The organism is Cellulomonas wangleii (assembly GCF_018388445.1).
GTDB classification, from domain to species: Bacteria; Actinomycetota; Actinomycetes; order Actinomycetales; family Cellulomonadaceae; genus Cellulomonas; species Cellulomonas wangleii.
In genome coordinates this window covers 99,839-120,439 of sequence record NZ_CP074405.1, presented here as the reverse complement: position 1 = coordinate 120,439, position 20,601 = coordinate 99,839, and the positions used below count along the sequence as shown (strand labels likewise).

Sequence of the window (20,601 nt, the reverse complement as noted above, 5' to 3'; positions counted from 1 at the left end):
ACGAGGACCGGATCACCCGAAAAGGTGAGCACTCTCTCATCCGCACGCGGGCCGCTCCCTCCCGGGACCACCCCGCGCGACGCGATCACGACCTGATGCACGACGAGCGTCCGCGGGTCGCTACGTTCACGCCATGGTCCAGCCCGCGCGACGTGCGCACCCGGGCGCGCGGTGGGCGCTGCTCGTCGTCTCGTCGCTGGCGGTGCCCGTGGGCGCCGTCCTGGCGCTGCGGCCGTTCGTGTCCCTCGCGGTGCTCGTCGTCGCGGTCGTCGCGGGGCTCACCGCGCTGGGGGTCGTCCACCTGGTGGCGGACCGCCCGACCGCGGCCTCGGACGCGGGCGCGGCGGCACGCTGGTGGTGGCTCGCGGGCGTCGCGTACCTGCTGGCCGCGGGCGTCGTGGTCGTCTGGCCCGGGCCGACGATCGCCGTGCTGGCCCGCGTGGTGGGCGTCGCGCTCGTCGTCGACGGCGCGCTGGACGCCCTGGCCGCCCGGCGGGGCTGCGGCACCGGCCGGGCGAACGCCGCGCTGTCGGGCGTGACGTCGGTCGTGCTCGGCGTCCTGGCACTCGCGTGGCCCGACGTGACCGTGCTGGTCGTGGCCGTGCTCGTGGGGATCCGCGTGCTGGTGACCGGCATCCGCGGCGTCGCGGCCGCGCTGCGCGGCACGTTGCGGCGCCGCCCGTCGCGGCAGGACCGCCGCGCCCGGCCGGGACGCGGGCGGCTCGTCGTGAACGTCGCCGCGCTCGTCGCGACGCTCGCCCTCGCCGCGGTCGGCGTCGCCCTGGACGGTGGCACCGCCCGCCCCGACGACTTCTACGCCGCACCCGCCGACGTCCCGGACGCCCCCGGGCGCCTCCTGCGCAGCGAGCCGTTCACCAGCGCCGAGATCCCTCACGGCGCCACCGCGTGGCGCATCCTCTACACCACGACGCGCGGCGACGGCACGCCGACGGTCGCCTCGGGCCTGGTCGTCGCACCGGACACGGCGACCGGTGACGCCCGCGAGCCCGCGGACGTCGTCGCGTGGGCGCACGGCACGACGGGCGTCACACCCGGCTGCGCACCGTCCGTGCTGCCCGACGGCCTGGCCGCCGGCGCGCTGTTCGTGCAGGACGACGTGCTCGCGCAGGGCTGGGCGCTCGTCGCGACCGACTACGCGGGTCTCGGCACGGCGGGTCCGCACGCCTACCTCGTCGGGGAGCCCGCCGCGCACGACGTGCTCGACGCCGTCCGCGCGGCGCACCAGCTGGACGACGTGACGCTCAGCGACCGGAACGTCGTGTGGGGCCACTCCCAGGGCGGCGGCGCGGCGCTGTGGACGGGGATCGTGGCACCCGACTACGCGCCCGACGTCGACGTCCTCGGCGTGGCGGCGCTGGCGCCCGCGTCGAACCCGTCCGCCCTGCTCGCGCACCTGCCGGACGTGTCGGTGGGCGCGCTGTTCGCGGCCTACCTGGCCGAGGGCTACGCCGCCACGTACCCGGACGTGCGGTTCGCCGACGTCGTGCGGCCGGGTGCCCGGACCGTGGTGGGGGAGATGGCGCACCGGTGCCTCGCCGACCGCGGCGTCGTCGTGTCCGCGCTGACGGCGCTGCTGCTCGACCAGCCCGTGTGGGCGCACGCCGACCCGTTCACCGGGGCGTTCGGCGACCGGCTGACGCAGAACGTGCCGTCCGGGCCGATCGCCGCACCGCTGCTCGTCGCGCAGGGCACGGCCGACTCGATCGTCGTCGCGTCCTCGCAGGACGAGTACGTGGCCGCGCGCTGCGCCGCCGGCTACGCCGTCGAGCACCGCACCTACGACGGGCTCGACCACGTCGCGCTGGTCGAGGCGGACTCCCCGCTGGTCCCGGACCTCGTCGGGTGGACGCGCGACCGGCTCGCAGGGGCGCCGGCCACCGACACCTGCCCCTGACGGTCCCTGCGTGCCCGTCCCTGGAGCGCGGGTGCCCGTGCCGCCATGATGGGCGCTTTCCGGACGAGGGAGCACGCGTGCTGACCAGCCTCATCATCGGCGTCCTGCTCATGAACGTGTTCGCCGCCGCGCTGGTCGTCGCGCGGGCGCCCGTCTACCGGACCCGGCTGTACCGGCCGATGCTGCTCAACCTCGTGCTGTCGGTCGCGCCGCTGGTGGTCCTCGGGCTCGCCGTCGTCGTGGTGCTGCCGCTGGTCGTCGTGGGCGTGCCGCGGCCGGCGGTGTGGGCCGTCGCCGTGGTGCTCGGCCTGGTGTGGCTGCTGCTGCTGCCGAACTCCGGCTACCTCATCACCGAGCTCAACCTCAACCACCGCCGCGAGGGCGAGCGCGTGCCCGAGTGGTACGACGTGCTGCTCGTCCTCGTGCTGGCGATGTCCGGCGTGCTGACGACCGTGCTCAACGTGTTCCTCATGGTGCTGGTGCTGCTCGTGGTCGGTGGGGACGACACCGCGACACCCCTGGCCGGCACGTCGGCGCGCGTCATCGAGGGCGTGCTCCTGGTGCTCGTCGCGTTCGGCATCTACCTGGGCCGGCACGTGCGCCTGAACTCCTGGGACGTCAAGCACCCCCCGCACCTCGTCCGCAAGGTGCTCGGCCACCTGCGCGGACCCGGCGCCGTCGGCAACGCGATCGGCTTCACGCTGCTCGGGGCCCTGTTCTTCGCGCTCATGTACCTGGTGATGATCGGGCCCGTGGTGCAGGGGCTCGTCGACGTGGAGTCCGTGCGGCAGGCGACGACCTGATGGCAGGCCGTGTGCGACATCTCCCGCACGATGCCGTACGCGGTGCAGTCGTGGAGCCAGGACTCTCGGCACAGGGGACCCCGCACGCCCGGCGTGTGCGCCCGTCGGCGGTATCAGGATGAGCCGTCGCGCAGAGTCCTGCGAGGATGGACGGTCGTGAGCACGTCCGATCCCACCCCCGCCGCCCCCGAGGGCACGTCCCCCGGGGGCGCTGCCGCGCAGGGTGGCGCGGACGCGACCGGCACGGACGCCCGCAGCACGCCCACGGGTCGTCGTCGCGGCGGCCGCGGCAGGGGTCAGGGTCCGGGACGTGGCGACGAGGGGCGACGTCGCGACGAACGTGCCGCCGGTGACGGATCCCGCGGCCGCGCCGACGACGACCGCGGCCGCCCTCGTCGCGACGAGCGTCGCAAGCCCGCCCGCGCCGACCGCACCCGCCGCGACGACGCCCGCCTCGCGCGCACCGCCGAGGCCCGCGCCGCGGTCGCCCTCCCCGCGATCGTCTACCCCGAGCAGCTCCCCGTCTCGGCCCGCCGCCGGGAGATCTCCGACGCCCTGCGCGACCACCAGGTGGTCGTGGTCGCGGGTGAGACCGGCTCGGGCAAGACGACGCAGATCCCGAAGATCGCGCTCGAGCTCGGCCGCGGCCGCGCCGGCCAGATCGGCCACACGCAGCCCCGGCGGATCGCGGCCCGCACCGTCGCGGAGCGCATCGCGGACGAGCTGAACGTCCCGCTGGGCGGCGTCGTCGGCTACCAGGTGCGGTTCACCGACGAGTCGTCCGACTCGACGCTCGTCAAGGTGATGACCGACGGCATCCTGCTCGCGCAGATCCAGCGCGACCCGATGCTGCGGATGTACGACACGCTCATCATCGACGAGGCGCACGAGCGCAGCCTCAACATCGACTTCATCCTCGGGTACCTCACGCGGCTGCTGCCGCAGCGCCCGGACCTCAAGCTCGTCATCACGTCGGCGACGATCGACTCCGACCGGTTCGCGCGGCACTTCGCCGGCCCGCCCACCGCGGCGCACCCCGACGGCGTCCCGGCCCCGGTCGTCGAGGTCAGCGGCCGCACCTACCCGGTCGAGATCCGGTACCAGCCGCTGTCCCCCGACGACGGCCCGGACCGCGACATGGTCACGGGCATCACCGAGGCCGTCGACGAGCTGATGGCCGAGGGCCCGGGCGACATCCTCGTGTTCCTGTCCGGTGAGCGCGAGATCCGCGACGCGGAGGACGCGCTGCGCGGCTCGCTCGGCCCGCGTGTCGACCCGAAGCACCCGAACGGCGTCGACATCGTGCCGCTGTACGCGCGGCTGTCGGCCGCCGAGCAGCGCCGAGTCTTCGAGCCGCACACGCGCCGCCGCGTGATCCTGGCGACCAACGTCGCCGAGACGTCGCTGACGGTGCCGGGCGTCCGGTACGTCGTCGACCCCGGGACCGCGCGCATCTCGCGGTACTCCAAGGCGACGAAGGTGCAGCGGCTGCCGATCGAGCCGGTCTCGCAGGCGTCGGCCAACCAGCGCTCGGGGCGCTCGGGGCGTGTGGCGCCCGGCATCGCGATCCGCCTGTACTCGCAGGAGGACTTCGAGTCCCGCCCGGAGTACACCGAGCCGGAGATCCTGCGCACGTCGCTGGCGTCCGTGATCCTGCAGATGATCGCGGTGGGCGTCGTGACGTCCCCGGACGAGGTCGTCGACTTCCCGTTCGTCGACCCGCCGGACGTGCGGTCGGTCCGCGACGGCGTCGCCCTGCTGACCGAGCTGCACGCGCTGGAGGAGGTCCACGGCCGCACGCGCCTGACCGAGACGGGCCGCCAGCTCGCCCAGCTGCCCATCGACCCGCGCCTGGCGCGCATGGTCGTCGAGGCCGGCCGCCGCGGCGTCGCGCGCGAGGTGCTCGTCATCGCCGCGGCCCTGTCGATCCAAGACCCGCGCGAGCGCCCCGCGGAGTCCCGCGAGACCGCCGACGCCCTGCACCGCCGCTTCGCCGACCCGTCGTCGGACCTGCTCACCTACCTCAACCTGTGGACGTACCTGCGCGACCGGCAGCGCGAGCTGTCCGGGTCCGCGTTCCGGCGCATGTGCAAGTCCGAGCACCTGCACTACCTGCGCGTGCGCGAGTGGCAGGACGTCGTCACGCAGCTGCGCGAGATGGCCAAGGGCCTGGGCGTGCACGCCAAGGGCGCCCCCACCCCGACGTCCGACGACGTCCCGGCCGCCGCCGGGCACGGGCGTGACGGGCGTCGCGACGGCGGACGGCACACCCCGACGGGCGCGCCGACGCAGGACGCCGGCACCGTCGAGCGTCCCGACGCCGTGCAGACCCGCTGGACGTGGGACGGTGACACCATCCACCGCGCGATGCTGCCGGGGCTGCTGTCGCAGATCGGGATGCAGCTCGTCACCGACGTAGCCGCCGGCAACGCGCCCAAGGGCCGCGACGGCAAGCCCCGCCGCCCCGACGCGCGCGCCCGCAACGAGTACCTGGGCGCGCGCGGAGCGCGTTTCGCGATCTTCCCCGGGTCCGGCCTGTCACGCCGCCCCCCGTCGTGGGTGATGGCCGCCGAGCTCGTCGAGACGTCCCGGCTGTGGGCGCGCGACGTCGCGAAGGTCGACCCGGACTGGGTCGAGGAGGCGGCCGCGCACCTGGTGAAGCGCACGTACTCGGAGCCGGCGTGGTCGACGCGGCAGGGCGCGGCCATGGTCAACGAGAAGGTGCTGCTGTACGGCGTGCCCGTCGTCGCGCAGCGCCGCGTGCTGCTGGCGAGGACCGACCCCGAGCAGGCCCGCGAGCTGTTCATCCGGCACGCGCTCGTGCAGGGCGAGTGGACGACGCACCACGCGTTCTTCCACGAGAACCGCCGCCTGCTGGACGAGGCGGAGGCGCTCGAGGCGCGCGCCCGCCGCCGGGACCTCGTCGTCGACGACGACGCGCTGTTCGACTTCTACGACGCGCGCATCCCGCCGGAGGTCGTCTCCGCGCGGCACTTCGACACCTGGTGGAAGTCCGCGAGGCGCGCCGACCCCGACCTGCTGTCGTTCACGCGCGACCTGCTGGTCGGTGAGGACGCCGCCGAGATCGACGAGCACGCGTTCCCGTCGCGCTGGCCGCAGGGTGAGCTGTCGTTCCCGCTGACGTACCAGTTCGAGCCCGGCACCGAGGCCGACGGGGTCACCGTCCACATCCCGATCTCGCAGCTGCCGCGCGTGCGGCCCGAGGGGTTCGACTGGATGGTCCCCGGCATGCGCGCCGAGCTGCTGACGGCGACGATCCGCGCGCTGCCCAAGCCGGTGCGCGTGCAGCTCGTGCCCGCGCCGGACGTCGCGCGGGCTGTCGACGCGTGGCTCGACGAGCACTCCGCGTCGTGGGTCGACACCGTGCGCGCCGGCGACGCCGCCCCGTCGTTCCGCGAGATGTTCGCCCGGGCCGTGCGTGCGCTGCGTGACGTCGAGGTGCCCCCCGACGCCGTCGACGAGGACCGCCTGCCCGCCCACCTGCGCATGACGTTCCGCGTGGTCGGTGACCGCGGCGGTGTCATCGACGAGGGCAAGGACCTGCTCGCCCTGCAGCGCCGCAACGCCGACCGCGCGCAGGACGCCGTCGCGTCCGCCGTCCGCACGGCCGTGCGCGCCGCCATGGAGGAGGCCGCCGCCCAGGCGGGCGTGCCCGCGACCACCACCCCGGCTGCGGGGGACGCCGAGCGGTCCGGTCGCCCGGCCCGCGGTGCCGACGCGGGGAAGCAGCCGGGCCCGGGCGGCACCCCGCGCGCGACCGGACGCCCCGGACCGACCCCCGGCCCCGGTGGCGCCCCGACCCCCGACCTGGAGCGCACCGGCCTGACGACCTGGCCCGACCTGCCCGCCCCGCTGCCGGACGTGGTCGAGGCGACCACCGCCGCCGGCGGCGTCGTGCGTGCCTACCCGACGATCGTCGAGGAGGGCACGGGCCCGCGGGCGGGCGTCGCGCTGCGCGTCCTGGCCGACGGCGCCGTCGCGCAGGCGGCCGCGCGCCGCGGTCTGCGCCGGCTGCTGCTGCTCGACGTCGGCCTGGCGACCGCACGGGTGACCAGCCGCTGGAGCGGGACGCAGGCGCTCGCCCTGGCCGCGTCGCCGTACCCGAGCACCGACGCGCTGGTCGCCGACGTGCAGCTCGCGTCGATCGACCGGCTCGTGGCCCGCCACCTGGGCGGGCGGACGGCACGGGACGTACGCGACGCCGAGGCGTACGCGACGTTGCGCGCGGCCGTCCGCGACGGCCTGGAGGACGACGTGCACCGCGTGGTCGGCGACCTCGTCACCGTGCTCACCGCGTCGCGGGAGCTCGACGCCGAGGTCCGCGGCGCGAACAGCCTCGCGCTGCTCGCCACCGCGCAGGACGTGCGGGAGCAGTCGGCCCGCCTGGTCCACGACGGGTTCGTCTCCGAGGTCGGCGCCGAGCGCCTGCCGCAGCTGGTCCGCTACCTGCGCGCCGCGCGGCACCGCCTGGCCAAGGCCGCCGAGAACCCCACCCGCGACGCCGACCTGGCCTGGCAGGTGCACGACGTCGAGGAGCTGTACACGGGCGCCCGCGAGCGCGCCCGGACCGCCTCCCCCGACCCGGCCCGCGACGCGACGCTCGACGACGTCCGCTGGCTGCTGGAGGAGCTGCGCGTCAGCCTGTTCGCCCAGCAGCTCGGCACGCCGGTGCCCGTGAGCCCCACGCGCATCCGCAAGACCCTCGCCGGCCTGACCTGACGGCTCCCGTGCGCCGGCGGCCCCGGCGCTCGTCCGGCCGCCCACAGCCCTGCGGCGCGCGCGGGTCCCCACCGCGCCGCCGCGCGGGGCGCGGGCCGTCGGGAGGCCGGTCCAGACTCGGGGCATGACGTCAGCACCCACGCCGCCGTTCCGCTGCTTCGGTGGCAGCGACCCCCTCTACACCGCCTACCACGACGACGAGTGGGGCGTGCCCGTGCACGACGAGCACGCGCTGTACGAGCGCCTCGCCCTCGAGGCGTTCCAGTCCGGGCTCGCCTGGATCACGATCCTGCGCAAGCGGCCCGCCTTCCGGGAGGCGTTCGCCGGGTTCGACCCCGAGGCGGTGGCCCGGTTCGGCGAGGACGACGTCGAGCGGCTGCTCGCCGACGTCGGGATCGTGCGCAACCGCGCCAAGATCGAGGCGACCGTCGCCAACGCGCGCGCCGTGCTCGCGCTGCACGCGTCCGGGCGCACCCTCGACGAGCTGCTGTGGTCGTACGCGCCCGGGCCGCGGCCGCGGCCCCGCACGTTCGCGGACGTGCCGTCCAGCACGCCGGACTCCGCCGCGCTGGCCAAGGAGCTCAAGAGCCACGGGTTCCGGTTCGTCGGCCCGACCACCGCGTACGCGGCGATGCAGGCGTGCGGGGTGGTGGACGACCACCTCGAGGGCTGCGTCGTGGTGCGGCGGGGGGCGGCCGCCGCGACGGGCGCCGATACTCCCCCAGGGTGACAGCGCGCCCACGGGCTCGGCACGGGCCCACCTCGCGGCTAGTGTGCCCGCATGGCGGAGGATCGGGAGCTCGACGGGCGGTACGCGGCCGTACGGGCCGCGCACGACGCGTGGCTGAGCGAGGACGACGCGGACGCCGTGGTGCTCGAGGCCGTCCAGCACGGTCTGCTGGCGGTCCCCGTCCTGGTCCCCACCTCGTCCCCGGGGCTGCCGCACCAGCGCACGAGCCGGGAGGGCTCGGTCCTGCAGCGTCGGCGCCGCTGACCTGCAGGGGGCCGGCGAGCGCCGCCGTCGACGACCGCCCGCGACGCCTGCGGGCCGGACGAGGGCGTCTCACATTCCGAGTAGCGCTGTCCGCCATCCGGGCACAGGCGTACGATCCTCGGCGACCATCCAGAGCGGCTGAGAGACCTGGCTCGACGACGCCGCAGCAACCCCCCTCCTCGTGAGGGTGTGGGTGCTTCCGCCAGGAACGATGGAGTGACGATGAGCGTGCGCAACCGTGCCACCGACCCCTCGTGCGGGGCGTCCCGCCCGACAGCTGCGCGTCCGGCGCGATGAGCGTCGTGGCCGAGATCCCGACCACCGCCCCGCCGACGAGCTCCGCGGCGGCGTCCGGGCCGGCGTCGGCGGCGCCGGAGCCCTCCCGCGCCGCACGGCGTCGGACCGACCCGGCGGGCGCCCTGGACCGCCCCACGGTCTCCTTCGAGCTGTTCCCCCCGCGCAACCCGGACGCCGCCCCCCGGCTCTGGGCGACCGTGCGCGAGCTCGAGTCCGTCGAGCCCGACTTCGTGTCGGTCACCTACGGGGCGTCGGGCCACACGCGGCAGACCACGCGAGCGTTCGTCCGCCGGCTGCTGCGCGAGACGTCGCTCAACCCGATCGCCCACCTGACCTGCGTCGGGACCTCGCGCGACGAGGTGACCACGATCGTCGAGGAGTTCCTCGACGAGGGCGTGCGCTCCTTCCTCGCGCTGCGCGGCGACCCGCCCGCGGGCGAGCCGGACTGGCGGCCGCACCCGCAGGGCGTGCACACCGCCGCCGAGCTCGTCGAGCTGCTGCGCGAGATCGAGCGCCGCCGGTGCGGCCGCAGCGCCGCACAGGCCGTGCGCGCCCGCGTCCGCCCGCTGTCCGTGGCGGTCGCGGCGTTCCCCCGCGGCAACCACGCCACCGGCGGCACCCGCGCCCAGGACGTCCAGGCGCTGCTGGCCAAGCAGGAGGCGGGCGCGGACTTCGCGATCTCGCAGGTCTTCTTCGACGCCGAGGCCTACCTCGGGCTGGTCGCCGAGGCCCGCACCGCGGGCGTCACGATCCCGATCGTGCCGGGCATCATCCCGACCACCGACCCCGCGCGGCTGCACCGCGTCCAAGAGCTCACGGGCGTCCCCGTGCCCGACCGTCTCCTCGACCTGCTCGGCTCCACCGACGACCCCGTCGAGCGGCACCGCCGCGGCACGCGGGCCGGCGTCGACCTGGTCAACCGGGTCCTCGACGGCGGTGCGCCCGGCGTCCACGTCTACACCTTCAACAAGCACGAGGCGGCGCTCGACCTGCTCGACGGCGCCGACCTCGTCGGCGGCCGCCGCAGCACCGTCGCCGCCCACGACCTCACCGCGCCCGACGGCACCCCCGCCGACGCGACCACGACGACACCGCGAGGAACCCTGTCATGACCGACACCACGCCCGCGCCGGCGACCCCGGCCTTCCCCGCAGGCTCCGTCCTCGGCTACCCGCGCATCGGCCCGCGCCGCGAGCTCAAGAAGGCCCTCGAGGCGTTCTGGGCCGGCCGGACCTCGGCCGACGAGGTCGAGGCCGTCGCGGCCGACCTGCGCCGCCGCACCCGCACCCGCCTGGCGGAGCTCGGGCTGGCCACCGACGCCCCGGCCATCCCCAGCGCGTTCTCGTTCTACGACCAGGTGCTGGACGCGACCGCGCTCGTCGGCGCCGTGCCCGCCCGGTTCGCCGACCTGCAGGACGCCGACGGCCGCCTCGACCTGGCCGGCTACTCGACCGTGGCCCGCGGCCGCGGCGACGACCTCCCGCTCGAGATGACGAAGTGGTTCGACACGAACTACCACTACCTCGTCCCGGAGATCGGCCCGGACACCGCGTTCCGCTACGCGTCGGACCGACCCGTCGCGGAGTTCGCCGAGGCGCTGGCCGACGGCGTGCTGACCCGGCCCGTGGTCGTCGGTCCCGTCACCTTCCTCGCGCTGGCGAAGCCGACGGAGGACGCCCCGGCCGGCTTCTCGCCGATCGACCGCCTCGACGACCTGCTCCCCGTGTACGCCCGGCTGCTCGCCGAGCTCGCCGCCGCCGGTGCCACCTGGGTGCAGATCGACGAGCCCGCGCTCGTCTCCGACTCCGTCGGCGTCTCCGCCGAGGTCCTCGCCGACGCCACGACGCGCGCCTACCGCGCACTGGCGACCGAGCTCGCCCGCCCGCAGCGCCCGGCCATCCTGCTCGCCGCCCCGTACGGCGACCTCGGTGCCGCGCTGCCCGTCGTCGCGGCCACCGACGTCGAGGGCCTCGCGCTCGACCTCGTCCGCGGCGACGCGCCGACCGTCACCGTCCCCGGCCTCGCCGGCAAGACGCTCGTCGGCGGGGTGATCGACGGCCACAACATCTGGCGCGCCGACCTCGACGCCAAGCTCGCGGTCCTCGAGCAGCTCGGGACGCTCGGCGCCGCCGCGGTCACCGTCGGCACGTCGACGTCGCTGTTCCACGTCCCGCACACGCTCGAGGACGAGCCGGCGCTCGACCGCACGCTGGTCTCCTGGCTCGCCTTCGCGGACGAGAAGGTCCGCGAGGTCGCGACGCTCGCCGAGGGCCTGACCGCGGGCCGCGAGGCCATCCACGAGCAGCTGCTCGCCGCGTCCGACGCGGTGCGCTCCCGCGCGACGGCCCCGGGCGTCGTGCGTCCGGAGGTGCGCGAGCGTGCCGCCGCCCTGACCGACGAGCAGTTCCGCCGCGGCCCGTTCGACCAGCGCAAGGCCGCCCAGGCCGCCCGCCTCGACCTGCCGGCGCTGCCGACGACGACCATCGGCTCGTTCCCGCAGACCCCCGAGATCCGCAAGGCGCGCGCCGCCTTCGGCAAGGGCGAGCTGACGGCGGGGCAGTACGAGGACGAGATGAAGGCGGAGATCCGCCGCGTCGTCGAGCTGCAGGAGCGCATCGGCCTGGACGTGCTGGTGCACGGTGAGCCCGAGCGCAACGACATGGTCCAGTACTTCGCCGAGAACCTCGACGGGTTCGCCGTCACGCAGAACGGCTGGGTCCAGTCGTACGGGTCGCGGTGCACGCGTCCGTCGATCCTGTGGGGCGACGTGTCGCGGCCCGCGCCCATCACGGTGGCGTGGGCGCAGTACGCGCAGTCCCTCACGGCCAAGCCGATGAAGGGCATGCTCACCGGCCCGGTGACGATCCTGGCGTGGTCGTTCGTCCGCGACGACCAGCCGCTCGGTGACACCGCGAACCAGGTCGCCCTGGCGCTGCGCGACGAGATCGCCGACCTCGAGGCCGCCGGCATCGCGGTCGTGCAGGTCGACGAGCCCGCGCTGCGCGAGCTGCTCCCCCTGCGCGAGAAGGACCACGCCGCGTACCTCGACTGGTCGGTCCGCTCGTTCCGTCTCTCGACGGCGGGCGTGCGCCCGGACACCCAGATCCACACGCACCTGTGCTACTCGGAGTTCGGCGAGATCATGGACGCGATCGACGGCCTCGACGCCGACGTGACCAGCATCGAGGCCGCGCGCTCGAAGATGGAGATCCTCGGCGACATCGCCGCGGCCGGGTACCCGCGCGCCGTGGGCCCGGGTGTCTACGACATCCACTCGCCGCGCGTCCCCTCGGAGGCGGAGGTCACCGAGCTGCTCACCGAGGCGGTCCGCACCATCGCCGTCGACCAGCTCTGGGTCAACCCGGACTGCGGCCTCAAGACCCGCCGCTACGAGGAGGTCACCCCCTCCCTCGAGCACCTGGTCGCCGCCACCCGCACGGTGCGCGCCACGCTCTGACGCCCCCGGCACGACCCGAGGCCCCGGCCGCCACCCGGCGACCGGGGCCTCGCCGTCGCTCCGGGGCCCGCGCGAGGGCGCTCCAGCCCTCCCCCGCCCGGCGCGGCGGGCGGGCCACCCCGCGGCAGCCCTACCCTGCGGGCATGGGTTCACCGTTCGACGTCACCGTCGCCGACCTGCGGCGGCGCACCTCGCTGAAGTGGCACACCTACCCCGACGACGTCCTGCCCGCGTTCGTCGCCGAGATGGACGTCCTCCCGCTCGACGCGGTCGTGGACGCCACCACCGCCGCGGTGGCGGCAGGTGACACCGGCTACGAACCGGGCCCGAACAGCCCTCGGGGCGTGGCGTACGCCGAGGCGTTCGCCGAGTTCGCCGCGCGGCAGCACGGCTGGGACGTCCCCGTGGAGCGCACCCGCATGGTGCCGGACGTGATGATCGGTGCGGCGGAGGTGCTCGCCGTGGTCACGGCGCCCGGCGACGGCGTCGTCGTGAACCCGCCCGTGTACCCGCCGTTCCGCGCATTCGTCGAGCACGCCGGCCGGCGCGTGGTCGACGCACCGCTCACGCCCGCCGGTCGTCTCGACCTCGACGCCCTCGACCGGGCGTTCCGCGACGCGCGCGCGTACCTGCTGTGCCACCCGCACAACCCGACCGGCACGCTCCACTCCGCCGACGAGCTGCGGGGCGTCGGCGAGCTCGCGACCCGCCACGGCGTGCGCGTGGTGGCCGACGAGATCCACGCCCCGCTGGTCGTGGGCGACGAGCCGTTCGTGCCGACGACCACCGTGATCCCGGACGCGATCGCGCTGCACTCGGCGTCCAAGGCGTTCAACCTGGCGGGCCTCAAGACGGCGCTGGCGATCCCCGGCCCCGCGGCGGACGACCTGCGCCGCCTGCCGGAGATCGTCGGCCACGGTGTCAGCCACGTCGCGTCGATCGCTCACCAGGCGGCCTACCGCCGGGGCGACGCCTGGCTCGCGGACGTGCTCGCCGCCGTGCGGAGCAACGGGGACCTCGTCGCCGCGACGCTCGCCGACCGGCTGCCGCAGGCGCGGTGGCACCGCCCGGCCGCGACGTACTTCGCCTGGCTGGACCTGCGGGAGGTGCCGGCCGTCGCGTCGACCGGGGCCGATCCGGCACGCCTCCTGCTGGAGCGCGGGCGCCTGGCCGTGAACGCGGGGCCGACGTTCGGACCCGGCGGCGAGGGTCACGTCCGTCTGAACCTCGCGACGTCCACCGGGATCCTGACGGAGGCCCTCGACCGTCTCACGACGACGCTCGCCGCTCCGCGCTGACCCATCCCGCGCGCCGCGCTGACCCATCCCGCGCGCCGCGCTGACCCATCCCGCGCGCCGCGCTGACCCATCCCGCGCGCCGCGCGACGTCGCCCCCGCAGCAGCGGACGGCCGGCCTCCCAGGGGTGCTCAACCACCCTCCGACAGGAAAGGGCTGGATCGCTCCCGGAGCGATCCAGCCCTGGTACCCGGGCGCTCGGAGCGCCGGTCAGTCGGCGGAGCCGGCCTCGATGGGCGTCGTGCCGGTGCCGTGCTGGACCTCGATGCGGCGCGGCTTGGCCTCCTCGGCCACGGGGACCGTGAGGGTCAGCACGCCGTCGGCGTAGGTGGCGTTGATGCGGTCGAGCGCCAGGCCGCGGCCCACCGTGAGCTGCCGCGCGTACTGGCCGACGGGGCGCTCCTTGGCGAGCCACTGGACGTCGTGCTCGGGGCGGGCGCTGCGCTGGGCACGGATGGTCAGGGTGCGGTCGTCCACGCTCACGTCGACGGTGCCGGGGTCGACGCCCGGCAGGTCGACGTTCAGGACGTAGTGGTCGCCGTCGCGGTACAGGTCCATCGGCATCGTGGCCGACGCGCGGTCGGACGCCAGCACCTGTGCGAGCACGCGGTCCATCTCCTGGAACGGGTCGAAACGAGTAGCCACGGCCCATCACCTCCTCGACGTGGGGACCGGACCTCCCGGTGCCCCGGTGCTCCCGGCGGGCTCGGCCGCCGGCTGGCTACACCTCAAGAATTAGCACTCGGGGGTCGAGAGTGCCAACCGTTCAGGAGGCCGATTTCGCTCACGGCGAACAGGCCGAGCGGCGGCCGGCTCGGCCGTCGCACGACGGCGAGTCCGCGTTCAGCGGGCAGGGCGTCCGCGGCTCAGGCGGAGCGGTCCACGGAGCGCGCGTCCTTGGCGAACCCGGCGACGAACTCGAGCAGCCCTTCGACGATCGGGACGTCCGCGTCCAGCCACGGCACGTCGAGCCACTGCCCGGTGGGCAGCCAGCGCAGCTGGTCGTGCTCGACGACCGGCTCGGGCTCGCCCTCCACGACCTCGGCGAACCACAGGCGCATGACGTACTGGTCGGACAGCCGCCACACCCCGCCGTCGGGGCCGAGCAGCTCGACGCCGAGGCCCACGCGCACGCCGAGCTCCTCACGGAGCTCGCGGTGCAGGGCCTCCTCGGGCGTCTCACCCGGCTCCACCTTGCCGCCGGGGAACTCCCACCGGCCGGCGAGGCTGGCGGGGGTGGCACGACGCGCGGCGAGCAGCAGACGCGGGTCGTCGAGGTCGTCGACGACGGCTGCCGCCACGACCAGCACAGGAGTCATGGCACGAGTCTGCCAGCCGCGCATCACAGCAGGGTCACGAGGGACGGACGGCAGTCCGCCCGCACCGGTGCGGTGGACGATCCGCGGCCGGACGTCGCGGAGGCGTCATGGCGACGTGGGCCCGCGAGTCACAGCGTCGTCATGGGTGCGCACCCTCGCAGGTCACAACCCTGTGAGGAGGACGTGCACCCGCTGTGCGTCGTCCTGTCGGGACGACGGACCCCCGTCCGGCAAGGCCGTCACGGCGGCGTGACGCCGCCCGCCGCGGCCGCGTCACGACGGTGTGGCGTGGCGGGTGCGGGTCGTCACGTACGGCCGGGGAAGTCCGCCCGGGCGGGACGAGCGGTGGGCGGAGCGCTGCCGAGGCAGACCCTCCGGCCCTGGGCGTGCGGGTCAGCGGATGCCGTGGGCCTCGGCCCACGCGACGGCCTCGGCACGCGTGGACGCGCCGATCTTGCGGTAGACGCTGCGCACCTGGGACTTGACGGTGTTACGGGTGACGAACAGCCGCGTCGCGATCTCCTCGAGCGTGACGTCCTCGGCGAGCTCCGCCAGCACGACCCGCTCGCGGCGGGTCAGCGTGTGGGCCGCCGTCGTGTGCAAGGTCACGCTCGTGTCCAGCATGGTCATGATGTCCTCCGGTGGGCGGCGGGCCCGGACTCTCCGGACCCGCGTCGGCTGCGTACCGGATGAGAGCGACATGCGTCGTGGGTATGACGCGGAATCGGCCGTTCTCCTCGAATCACCGTGAGATCCCCCCCGCGGTGCCGATAGCTGCACCTGACATGACGACTCTCGGAACCCCCTGATACGTCACGAGTGAAGGCCGTCGTTCAGCACTGTGCGTCACATCACCCGTTCGGGCAAGCACCCGGACGCATGGCGGGACGCCGATGATGTCCCCCGGACGGCGCAGTCCTGGGTAGCACCACCTACCCCATTCCGTCAGGGGTTCATCGCGCGGTACTGGTCCGCGGTCAGCAGCGCACCCGCGGACGTCATGTCGACGCGCAGCAGCCACCCGGCGCCGTAGGGGTCGGCGTTGACCAGCGAGGGGTCGTCGACGACCGCCTGGTTGACCTCGGCCACCGTGCCCGACACCGGGGAGAACAGCTCGGAGACGGACTTGGTCGACTCGATCTCCCCGATCACCGACCCCGCCTCCACCGTGTCGCCGACCGCGGGCAGCTCGACGAAGACGATGTCCCCCAGCGCCTCGGCCGCGACGGAGGTGATGCCGACGGTCACGGGCGACGAGTCGTCGACCCACTCGTGCTCGGCGGTGTACTGCAGCGTGGTGGGCAGCTCGGCGGCCATGGGGGCTCCTGTCGGGTCGGGCGGTGGCGGGACGGCGTGGTGGGCGGCAGGTCGGGCCGCGGTCACCGAGGACGACGGTAGAAGGGCAGCGGCACGACGCGCACCGGTTCGCGCCGACCGCGCACGTCGACCGCGAGCTCGGTGCCCTCGGCACTCACCTCGGGGGTCACGTACGCCATGGCGACGGGGTGGCCGAGCGTGGGCGACGGCGCCCCGGAGGTCACGGTCCCGACGACGGGTGCGTCCGGCTGCGTCGACGCGTGCACGGCGTACCCGTGCCGGGCGGCGCGTCGACCCAGCCCCTGCAGCCCGACGAGGACGCGTGCGGGCGCGCTGTGGGCCCGCGCGGCGAGGGCGTCGCGGCCGACGAACGGCACGGGCTCACCGTCCGCGTCGACCTTGTCGAGCCGGACGACGCGACCCAGGCCGGCGTCGTGCGGGGTGGTGGTGCGGTCCAGCTCGTGGCCGTACAGGGGCATGCCGGCCTCGAGCCGCAGGGAGTCGCGCGCCGAGAGGCCGGCCGGGACCAGCCCGTGGTCGGCCCCGGCGGTCAGCAGCGCCCGCCACAGGGCGGGGGCGCCGGCGGCGTCGACGAAGAACTCGAACCCGTCCTCCCCGGTGTACCCGGTGCGGGCCACGAGCACGGGGCGCCCCTCGAACCGCATCGGGAGGCAGGCGTAGTAGCGCAGGGTCGCAGGGGTGACGTCCGCGGGGCCGTCCGGGTCCGGCGTGAGACCGGGCACCGCCTCCACGACGGACAGCGCGTGCGGTCCCTGCACCGCGACCAGCCCCGTCGCGGCGGAGCGGTCCTCGACCCGCACGTCGAGGCCCGTCCCGGCGGCCCGCTCGCGCAGCTCGGCGAGCACCACGTCGTGGTTGGAGGCGTTGGCGACGACGAGGTACGTGTGCTCACCCGTCCGGTAGACGACCAGGTCGTCGATCACCCCGCCGTCCTCCTGGACGACCATCGTGTAGCGCGCGCCGAGCACCCGCAGGCCGCTCAGGTTCCCGACGAGGGCGCGGTCGAGGAACGCGCCGGCCTCCGGGCCCGCGACCTCGATCTCGCCCATGTGGGACAGGTCGAACAGCCCGGCGGCCGTGCGCACGGCCGTGTGCTCGGCCAGGTCGGAGGTGTACCGCAGCGGCATCTGCCAGCCCGCGAACGCGGTGAGGGCGGCCCCGAGGGCCACGTGCTCGTCGTGCAGGGGCGAGTGCTGCTCGGTCATCGGGGCTCCGGTCGCGGTGGAGGGCTGCGGGGACTGGCCGGTCGTGCTCATCGGACGTCGTCCGCGTACGCCTCGACGGGCGGGCACGAGCACACGAGGTGACGGTCTCCGCGGGCGCCGTCGATGCGGCGCACGGGCGGCCAGTACTTGTCGGTGCGCAGCGACGCGACGGGGTACGCGGCCTGCTCGCGGCCGTACGGGTGCTCCCAGACGTCCGCCGCGACCGACGCGGCGGTGTGCGGCGCCTGGCGCAGCGGCGAGTCGGCGAGCGGCCAGCGCCCCTCGGCGACCGCCTCGATCTCGCCGCGGATCGCGACCATCGCGTCGACGAACCGGTCGAGCTCGGTCAGGTCCTCGCTCTCGGTGGGCTCGACCATGAGCGTGCCGGGCACGGGGAACGACAGCGTCGGGGCGTGGAAGCCGTAGTCCATGAGCCGCTTGGCGACGTCCTCGGCGGTCACGCCCGTGGCCTTGGTGAGCGGGCGCAGGTCGAGGATGCACTCGTGCGCGACGAGCCCGCCGGGGCCGGCGTACAGCACCGGGTAGTGCTCCCGCAGGCGCGTGGCCAGGTAGTTCGCCGCGAGCACGGCGGTCTCCGTGGCGCGCCGCAGCCCGTCGGGGCCCATGAGCGCGACGTACGCCCACGAGATCGGCAGGATGCCGGCGGAGCCCCACGGGGCGGCCGCGACGGGCGCGACGACCGACCCGGCGGCACGCTCCCCCCGCACCCCGGCGCCCGGCGTCGGGTCGCCGGGCAGGTACGGCGCCAGGTGCGCGGCCACCGCGACCGGCCCCACGCCCGGACCGCCGCCGCCGTGCGGGATGCAGAAGGTCTTGTGCAGGTTGAGGTGCGAGACGTCGCCCCCGAGCTCGGCCGGTCGGGCCAGCCCGACCAGCGCGTTGAGGTTGGCGCCGTCGATGTAGACCTGCCCGCCCGCGGCGTGCACCAGGTCGCAGACCTCGCGCACGTGAGCCTCGTAGACGCCGTGCGTGGAGGGGTACGTGATCATGATCGCCGCGACGCGGGGCCCGTGCTGCTCGAGCTTGGCGCGCAGGTCGGCCAGGTCGACCTCACCGTCCCCGGCCGTCGCGACGACGACCACGCGCAGGCCCGCGAGCGCCGCGGAGGCCGCGTTGGTGCCGTGCGCGGACGCGGGGATCAGGCAGATGTCGCGGTGCTCGGCGCCCTCGGCGCGGGTGGCCTCGTGGTACGCGTGGATGGCGAGCAGCCCGGCGAGCTCGCCCTGCGAGCCGGCGTTGGGCTGCACGCTCACGGCGGCGTAGCCGGTGATCTCCGCGAGCCAGTCCTGCAGCTCGGTGACCAGTGCCGCGTACCCCTGGGTCTGGTCGGCGGGCGCGTAGGGGTGGACGTCCGCGAGCTCGGGCCAGGAGATGGGCTCCATCTCGGCCGTCGCGTTGAGCTTCATGGTGCACGAGCCCAGCGGGATCATCGTCCGGTCGAGCGCCAGGTCCTTGTCGGACAGGCGCCGCAGGTAGCGCAGCATCGCCGTCTCGGAACGATTCACGTGAAACACGGGGTGCGTGAGGAAGTCGGTGCTGCGCAGCAGCTCGGCGCGCGGCTCGGCGCGCCCACCCTCGGACGTACCGGAGGGCGCCGTCCCGTCGGCCCCGACCGGGGCGGTGGTGACGCCGGCGACGACGAACGCGTCCAGCACGGCCTGCACGTCGGCCGTCGTCGTGGTCTCGTCGCACGCGACCTGCACGTGGTCGGCGTCGGCGACCCACAGGTTGATCCCCGCCTCGGCGGCGGCCCGTGCCACGTCCGCCGCCCGGCCCGGCACCTGCGCGCGCACCGTGTCGAACACGTCCTCGTGCACGACCGTCACGCCCAGGTCGCGCAGCCCGTGCTGCACCGCCCGCGCGAGCCCGTGCACCCGCCGCGCGATCGCCCGCAGCCCGTCGGGCCCGTGGTAAACCGCGTACATCGACGCGACGATCGCCAGCAGCGCCTGCGCGGTGCAGATGTTGCTCGTGGCCTTCTCCCGGCGGATGTGCTGCTCGCGGGTCTGCAGCGCGAGGCGGTAGGCGGGGGCGCCGTCGGCGTCGACGGACACGCCCACGAGGCGCCCGGGCAGCGTGCGCTCGAGCCCGGTGCGCACGGCCATGAACGCCGCGTGCGGACCGCCGCCGAACAGCGGGACGCCGAAGCGCTGCGCCGAGCCGACCGCGACGTCGGCGCCCAGCTCGCCGGGCGACGTCACGAGCGTCAGCGCGAGCAGGTCCGCGGCGACCGTGACGAGGGCGCCGCGCTCCTTGGCAGCGGCGACGACCGGCCGCAGGTCGCGCAGCGCGCCCGACGCCCCCACCTGCTGCACGACGACGCCCACGAGCGGCCCGTCCACCTCGGGCAGCCCGTCGGTGAGGTCCGCGACGACGACCGGCAGCCCCACGGCCTGCGCACGCCCCCGCGCCACCGCCAGCGACTGGCCGAACAGGTCGGCGTCCAGCACGACCGTGCCCGTCGTCGCCCGCGACGCGCGCCACATCAGCGCGACGGCCTCGGCCACGGCCGTCGCCTCGTCGAGCAGCGACGCGTTCGCGACGTCCAGACCCGTCAGGTCGGACACGACGGTCTGGAAGTTGAGCAGCGCCTCCAGACGACCCTGCGAGATCTCCGGCTGGTACGGCGTGTAGGCCGTGTACCAGGCGGGCGACTCCAGCACGTTGCGGCGGATCACGGCGGGCGTGACGGTGCCGTAGTACCCCTGCCCGATCATCGGGCGCAGCACGCGGTTGCGGCCGGCGATCGCCCGCAGGTCCGCCAGCACCTGCTCCTCGGAGCGTGCGGCGGGCAGGTCGAGCGGGCGGTCCGTGCGGATCGAGGCCGGCACGGCGGCGTCGACGAGCGCGCCGAGGTCGTCGTACCCCAGCGCGGCGAGCATGCGGGAGGTCTCGTCCCCGCGGGGGCCGATGTGCCGGTCGGCGAAGCCGTCGGCGGCCGGCGAGCGGCGCGGCGGGACGCCGGGCGTCGGGGCGGCGGACGGGACGGGCGGCACGGCGAGCTCGGTCACGGGTGCTCCACGGGGTCGTCCGGTCGTGCCGACGCACGGCCCGGGACGGGCAGGGGCTCCCCGCTCTGTCATCCACCCCGTACGGGGTGACCTGAGAGTTTGGCCGGTCCGCCATGAGCACGCCCCGACGGGACGCGGCTCCGGGGCGCGCCGGCTTGCACCGTCGGTGGGCACCGGACCTGGCCGGTGCCGCTTTCCAGAGTTG

At 75.2% G+C, this 20,601-nt stretch carries 14 protein-coding genes and 1 riboswitch; of the genes, 8 read left to right on the top strand and 6 right to left on the bottom strand.

Translation table 11 applies throughout. The features are described 5' to 3' along the window. Positions 1-133: 133 nt before the first annotated feature. The 8 genes from KG103_RS00520 to KG103_RS00485 all read left to right on the top strand — a co-directional run bounded on the left by KG103_RS00520 (position 134) and on the right by KG103_RS00485 (position 13,504). On the top strand, positions 134-1,915 hold the full coding sequence (locus tag KG103_RS00520; protein WP_207340142.1) for a lipase family protein: 1,782 nt from the start codon (positions 134-136) through the stop codon (positions 1,913-1,915). Between the two features lie 77 nt (positions 1,916-1,992). After that, positions 1,993-2,718, top strand: a complete 726-nt coding sequence (locus KG103_RS00515) for a DUF1361 domain-containing protein (protein ID WP_207340141.1) — start codon at positions 1,993-1,995, stop codon at positions 2,716-2,718. Between the two features lie 156 nt (positions 2,719-2,874). Beyond that, complete coding sequence (hrpA, locus tag KG103_RS00510; RefSeq protein WP_207340140.1) at positions 2,875-7,458, top strand: ATP-dependent RNA helicase HrpA; 4,584 nt, start codon at positions 2,875-2,877, stop codon at positions 7,456-7,458. 124 nt (positions 7,459-7,582) lie between these two features. Beyond that, positions 7,583-8,188 carry a DNA-3-methyladenine glycosylase I gene (locus KG103_RS00505; protein ID WP_207340139.1) on the top strand — a complete coding sequence of 202 codons (606 nt, stop codon included), beginning with the start codon at positions 7,583-7,585 and terminating at the stop codon, positions 8,186-8,188. A gap of 51 nt (positions 8,189-8,239) precedes the next feature. Further along, positions 8,240-8,452, top strand: a complete 213-nt coding sequence (locus KG103_RS00500) for a hypothetical protein (RefSeq protein WP_207340138.1) — start codon at positions 8,240-8,242, stop codon at positions 8,450-8,452. Positions 8,453-8,574: 122 nt separating this feature from the next. Next, positions 8,575-8,681, top strand: a riboswitch (SAM riboswitch). Positions 8,682-8,745: 64 nt separating this feature from the next. Then, positions 8,746-9,861 (top strand): methylenetetrahydrofolate reductase, encoded by a 1,116-nt coding sequence (locus tag KG103_RS00495; protein WP_207340137.1) that lies wholly within the window; start codon positions 8,746-8,748, stop codon positions 9,859-9,861. Then, positions 9,858-12,206: a 5-methyltetrahydropteroyltriglutamate--homocysteine S-methyltransferase gene (gene metE, locus KG103_RS00490; RefSeq protein ID WP_207340136.1), complete on the top strand. Its 2,349-nt coding sequence runs from the start codon at positions 9,858-9,860 to the stop codon at positions 12,204-12,206. Before KG103_RS00495 ends, metE begins: the two co-directional genes overlap by 4 nt. Before the next feature lie 143 nt (positions 12,207-12,349). Next, positions 12,350-13,504: a MalY/PatB family protein gene (locus KG103_RS00485; protein WP_207340135.1), complete on the top strand. Its 1,155-nt coding sequence runs from the start codon at positions 12,350-12,352 to the stop codon at positions 13,502-13,504. A 208-nt stretch (positions 13,505-13,712) separates the two neighbouring features. On the opposite strand, the gene KG103_RS00480 is transcribed toward KG103_RS00485, so the two are convergent. The 6 genes from KG103_RS00480 to gcvP form a co-directional block, all read right to left on the bottom strand. Next, positions 13,713-14,147, bottom strand: coding sequence for an Hsp20/alpha crystallin family protein (locus tag KG103_RS00480; protein WP_207340134.1), 435 nt, complete (start codon positions 14,145-14,147; stop codon positions 13,713-13,715). 221 nt (positions 14,148-14,368) lie between these two features. Next, the gene (locus KG103_RS00475) at positions 14,369-14,821 is read right to left on the bottom strand and encodes a (deoxy)nucleoside triphosphate pyrophosphohydrolase (protein WP_207340133.1); all 453 of its coding nucleotides are present in this window, start codon (positions 14,819-14,821) and stop codon (positions 14,369-14,371) included. A 393-nt stretch (positions 14,822-15,214) separates the two neighbouring features. Next, positions 15,215-15,451, bottom strand: a complete 237-nt coding sequence (locus tag KG103_RS00470) for a helix-turn-helix domain-containing protein (RefSeq protein WP_207340132.1) — start codon at positions 15,449-15,451, stop codon at positions 15,215-15,217. Between the two features lie 315 nt (positions 15,452-15,766). Beyond that, positions 15,767-16,138, bottom strand: a complete 372-nt coding sequence (gcvH, locus tag KG103_RS00465; RefSeq protein WP_207340131.1) for a glycine cleavage system protein GcvH — start codon at positions 16,136-16,138, stop codon at positions 15,767-15,769. A gap of 62 nt (positions 16,139-16,200) precedes the next feature. Further along, entirely contained in the window at positions 16,201-17,364 is a 1,164-nt protein-coding gene (gene gcvT / locus KG103_RS00460) for a glycine cleavage system aminomethyltransferase GcvT (protein ID WP_207340300.1), read from the bottom strand. 47 nt (positions 17,365-17,411) lie between these two features. Then, a complete protein-coding gene (gene gcvP / locus KG103_RS00455) occupies positions 17,412-20,468 on the bottom strand; it encodes an aminomethyl-transferring glycine dehydrogenase (RefSeq protein WP_207340130.1) in 3,057 nt (1,018 codons plus the stop codon). Positions 20,469-20,601 lie beyond the last annotated feature (133 nt).

Excerpts from the sequence above, each read along its gene's own strand:
- KG103_RS00520 (WP_207340142.1), top strand. The coding sequence starts at position 134 with ATGGTCCAGCCCGCGCGACGTGCGCACCCGGGCGCGCGGTGGGCGCTG.
- KG103_RS00505 (WP_207340139.1), top strand. The coding sequence starts at position 7,583 with ATGACGTCAGCACCCACGCCGCCGTTCCGCTGCTTCGGTGGCAGCGAC.
- KG103_RS00500 (WP_207340138.1), top strand. The coding sequence starts at position 8,240 with ATGGCGGAGGATCGGGAGCTCGACGGGCGGTACGCGGCCGTACGGGCC.
- KG103_RS00495 (WP_207340137.1), top strand. The coding sequence starts at position 8,746 with ATGAGCGTCGTGGCCGAGATCCCGACCACCGCCCCGCCGACGAGCTCC.
- metE (WP_207340136.1), top strand. The coding sequence starts at position 9,858 with ATGACCGACACCACGCCCGCGCCGGCGACCCCGGCCTTCCCCGCAGGC.
- KG103_RS00485 (WP_207340135.1), top strand. The coding sequence starts at position 12,350 with ATGGGTTCACCGTTCGACGTCACCGTCGCCGACCTGCGGCGGCGCACC.
- KG103_RS00475 (WP_207340133.1), bottom strand. The coding sequence starts at position 14,821 with ATGACTCCTGTGCTGGTCGTGGCGGCAGCCGTCGTCGACGACCTCGAC.
- KG103_RS00470 (WP_207340132.1), bottom strand. The coding sequence starts at position 15,451 with ATGACCATGCTGGACACGAGCGTGACCTTGCACACGACGGCGGCCCAC.
- gcvH (WP_207340131.1), bottom strand. The coding sequence starts at position 16,138 with ATGGCCGCCGAGCTGCCCACCACGCTGCAGTACACCGCCGAGCACGAG.
- gcvT (WP_207340300.1), bottom strand. The coding sequence starts at position 17,364 with ATGACCGAGCAGCACTCGCCCCTGCACGACGAGCACGTGGCCCTCGGG.
- gcvP (WP_207340130.1), bottom strand. The coding sequence starts at position 20,468 with ATGACAGAGCGGGGAGCCCCTGCCCGTCCCGGGCCGTGCGTCGGCACG.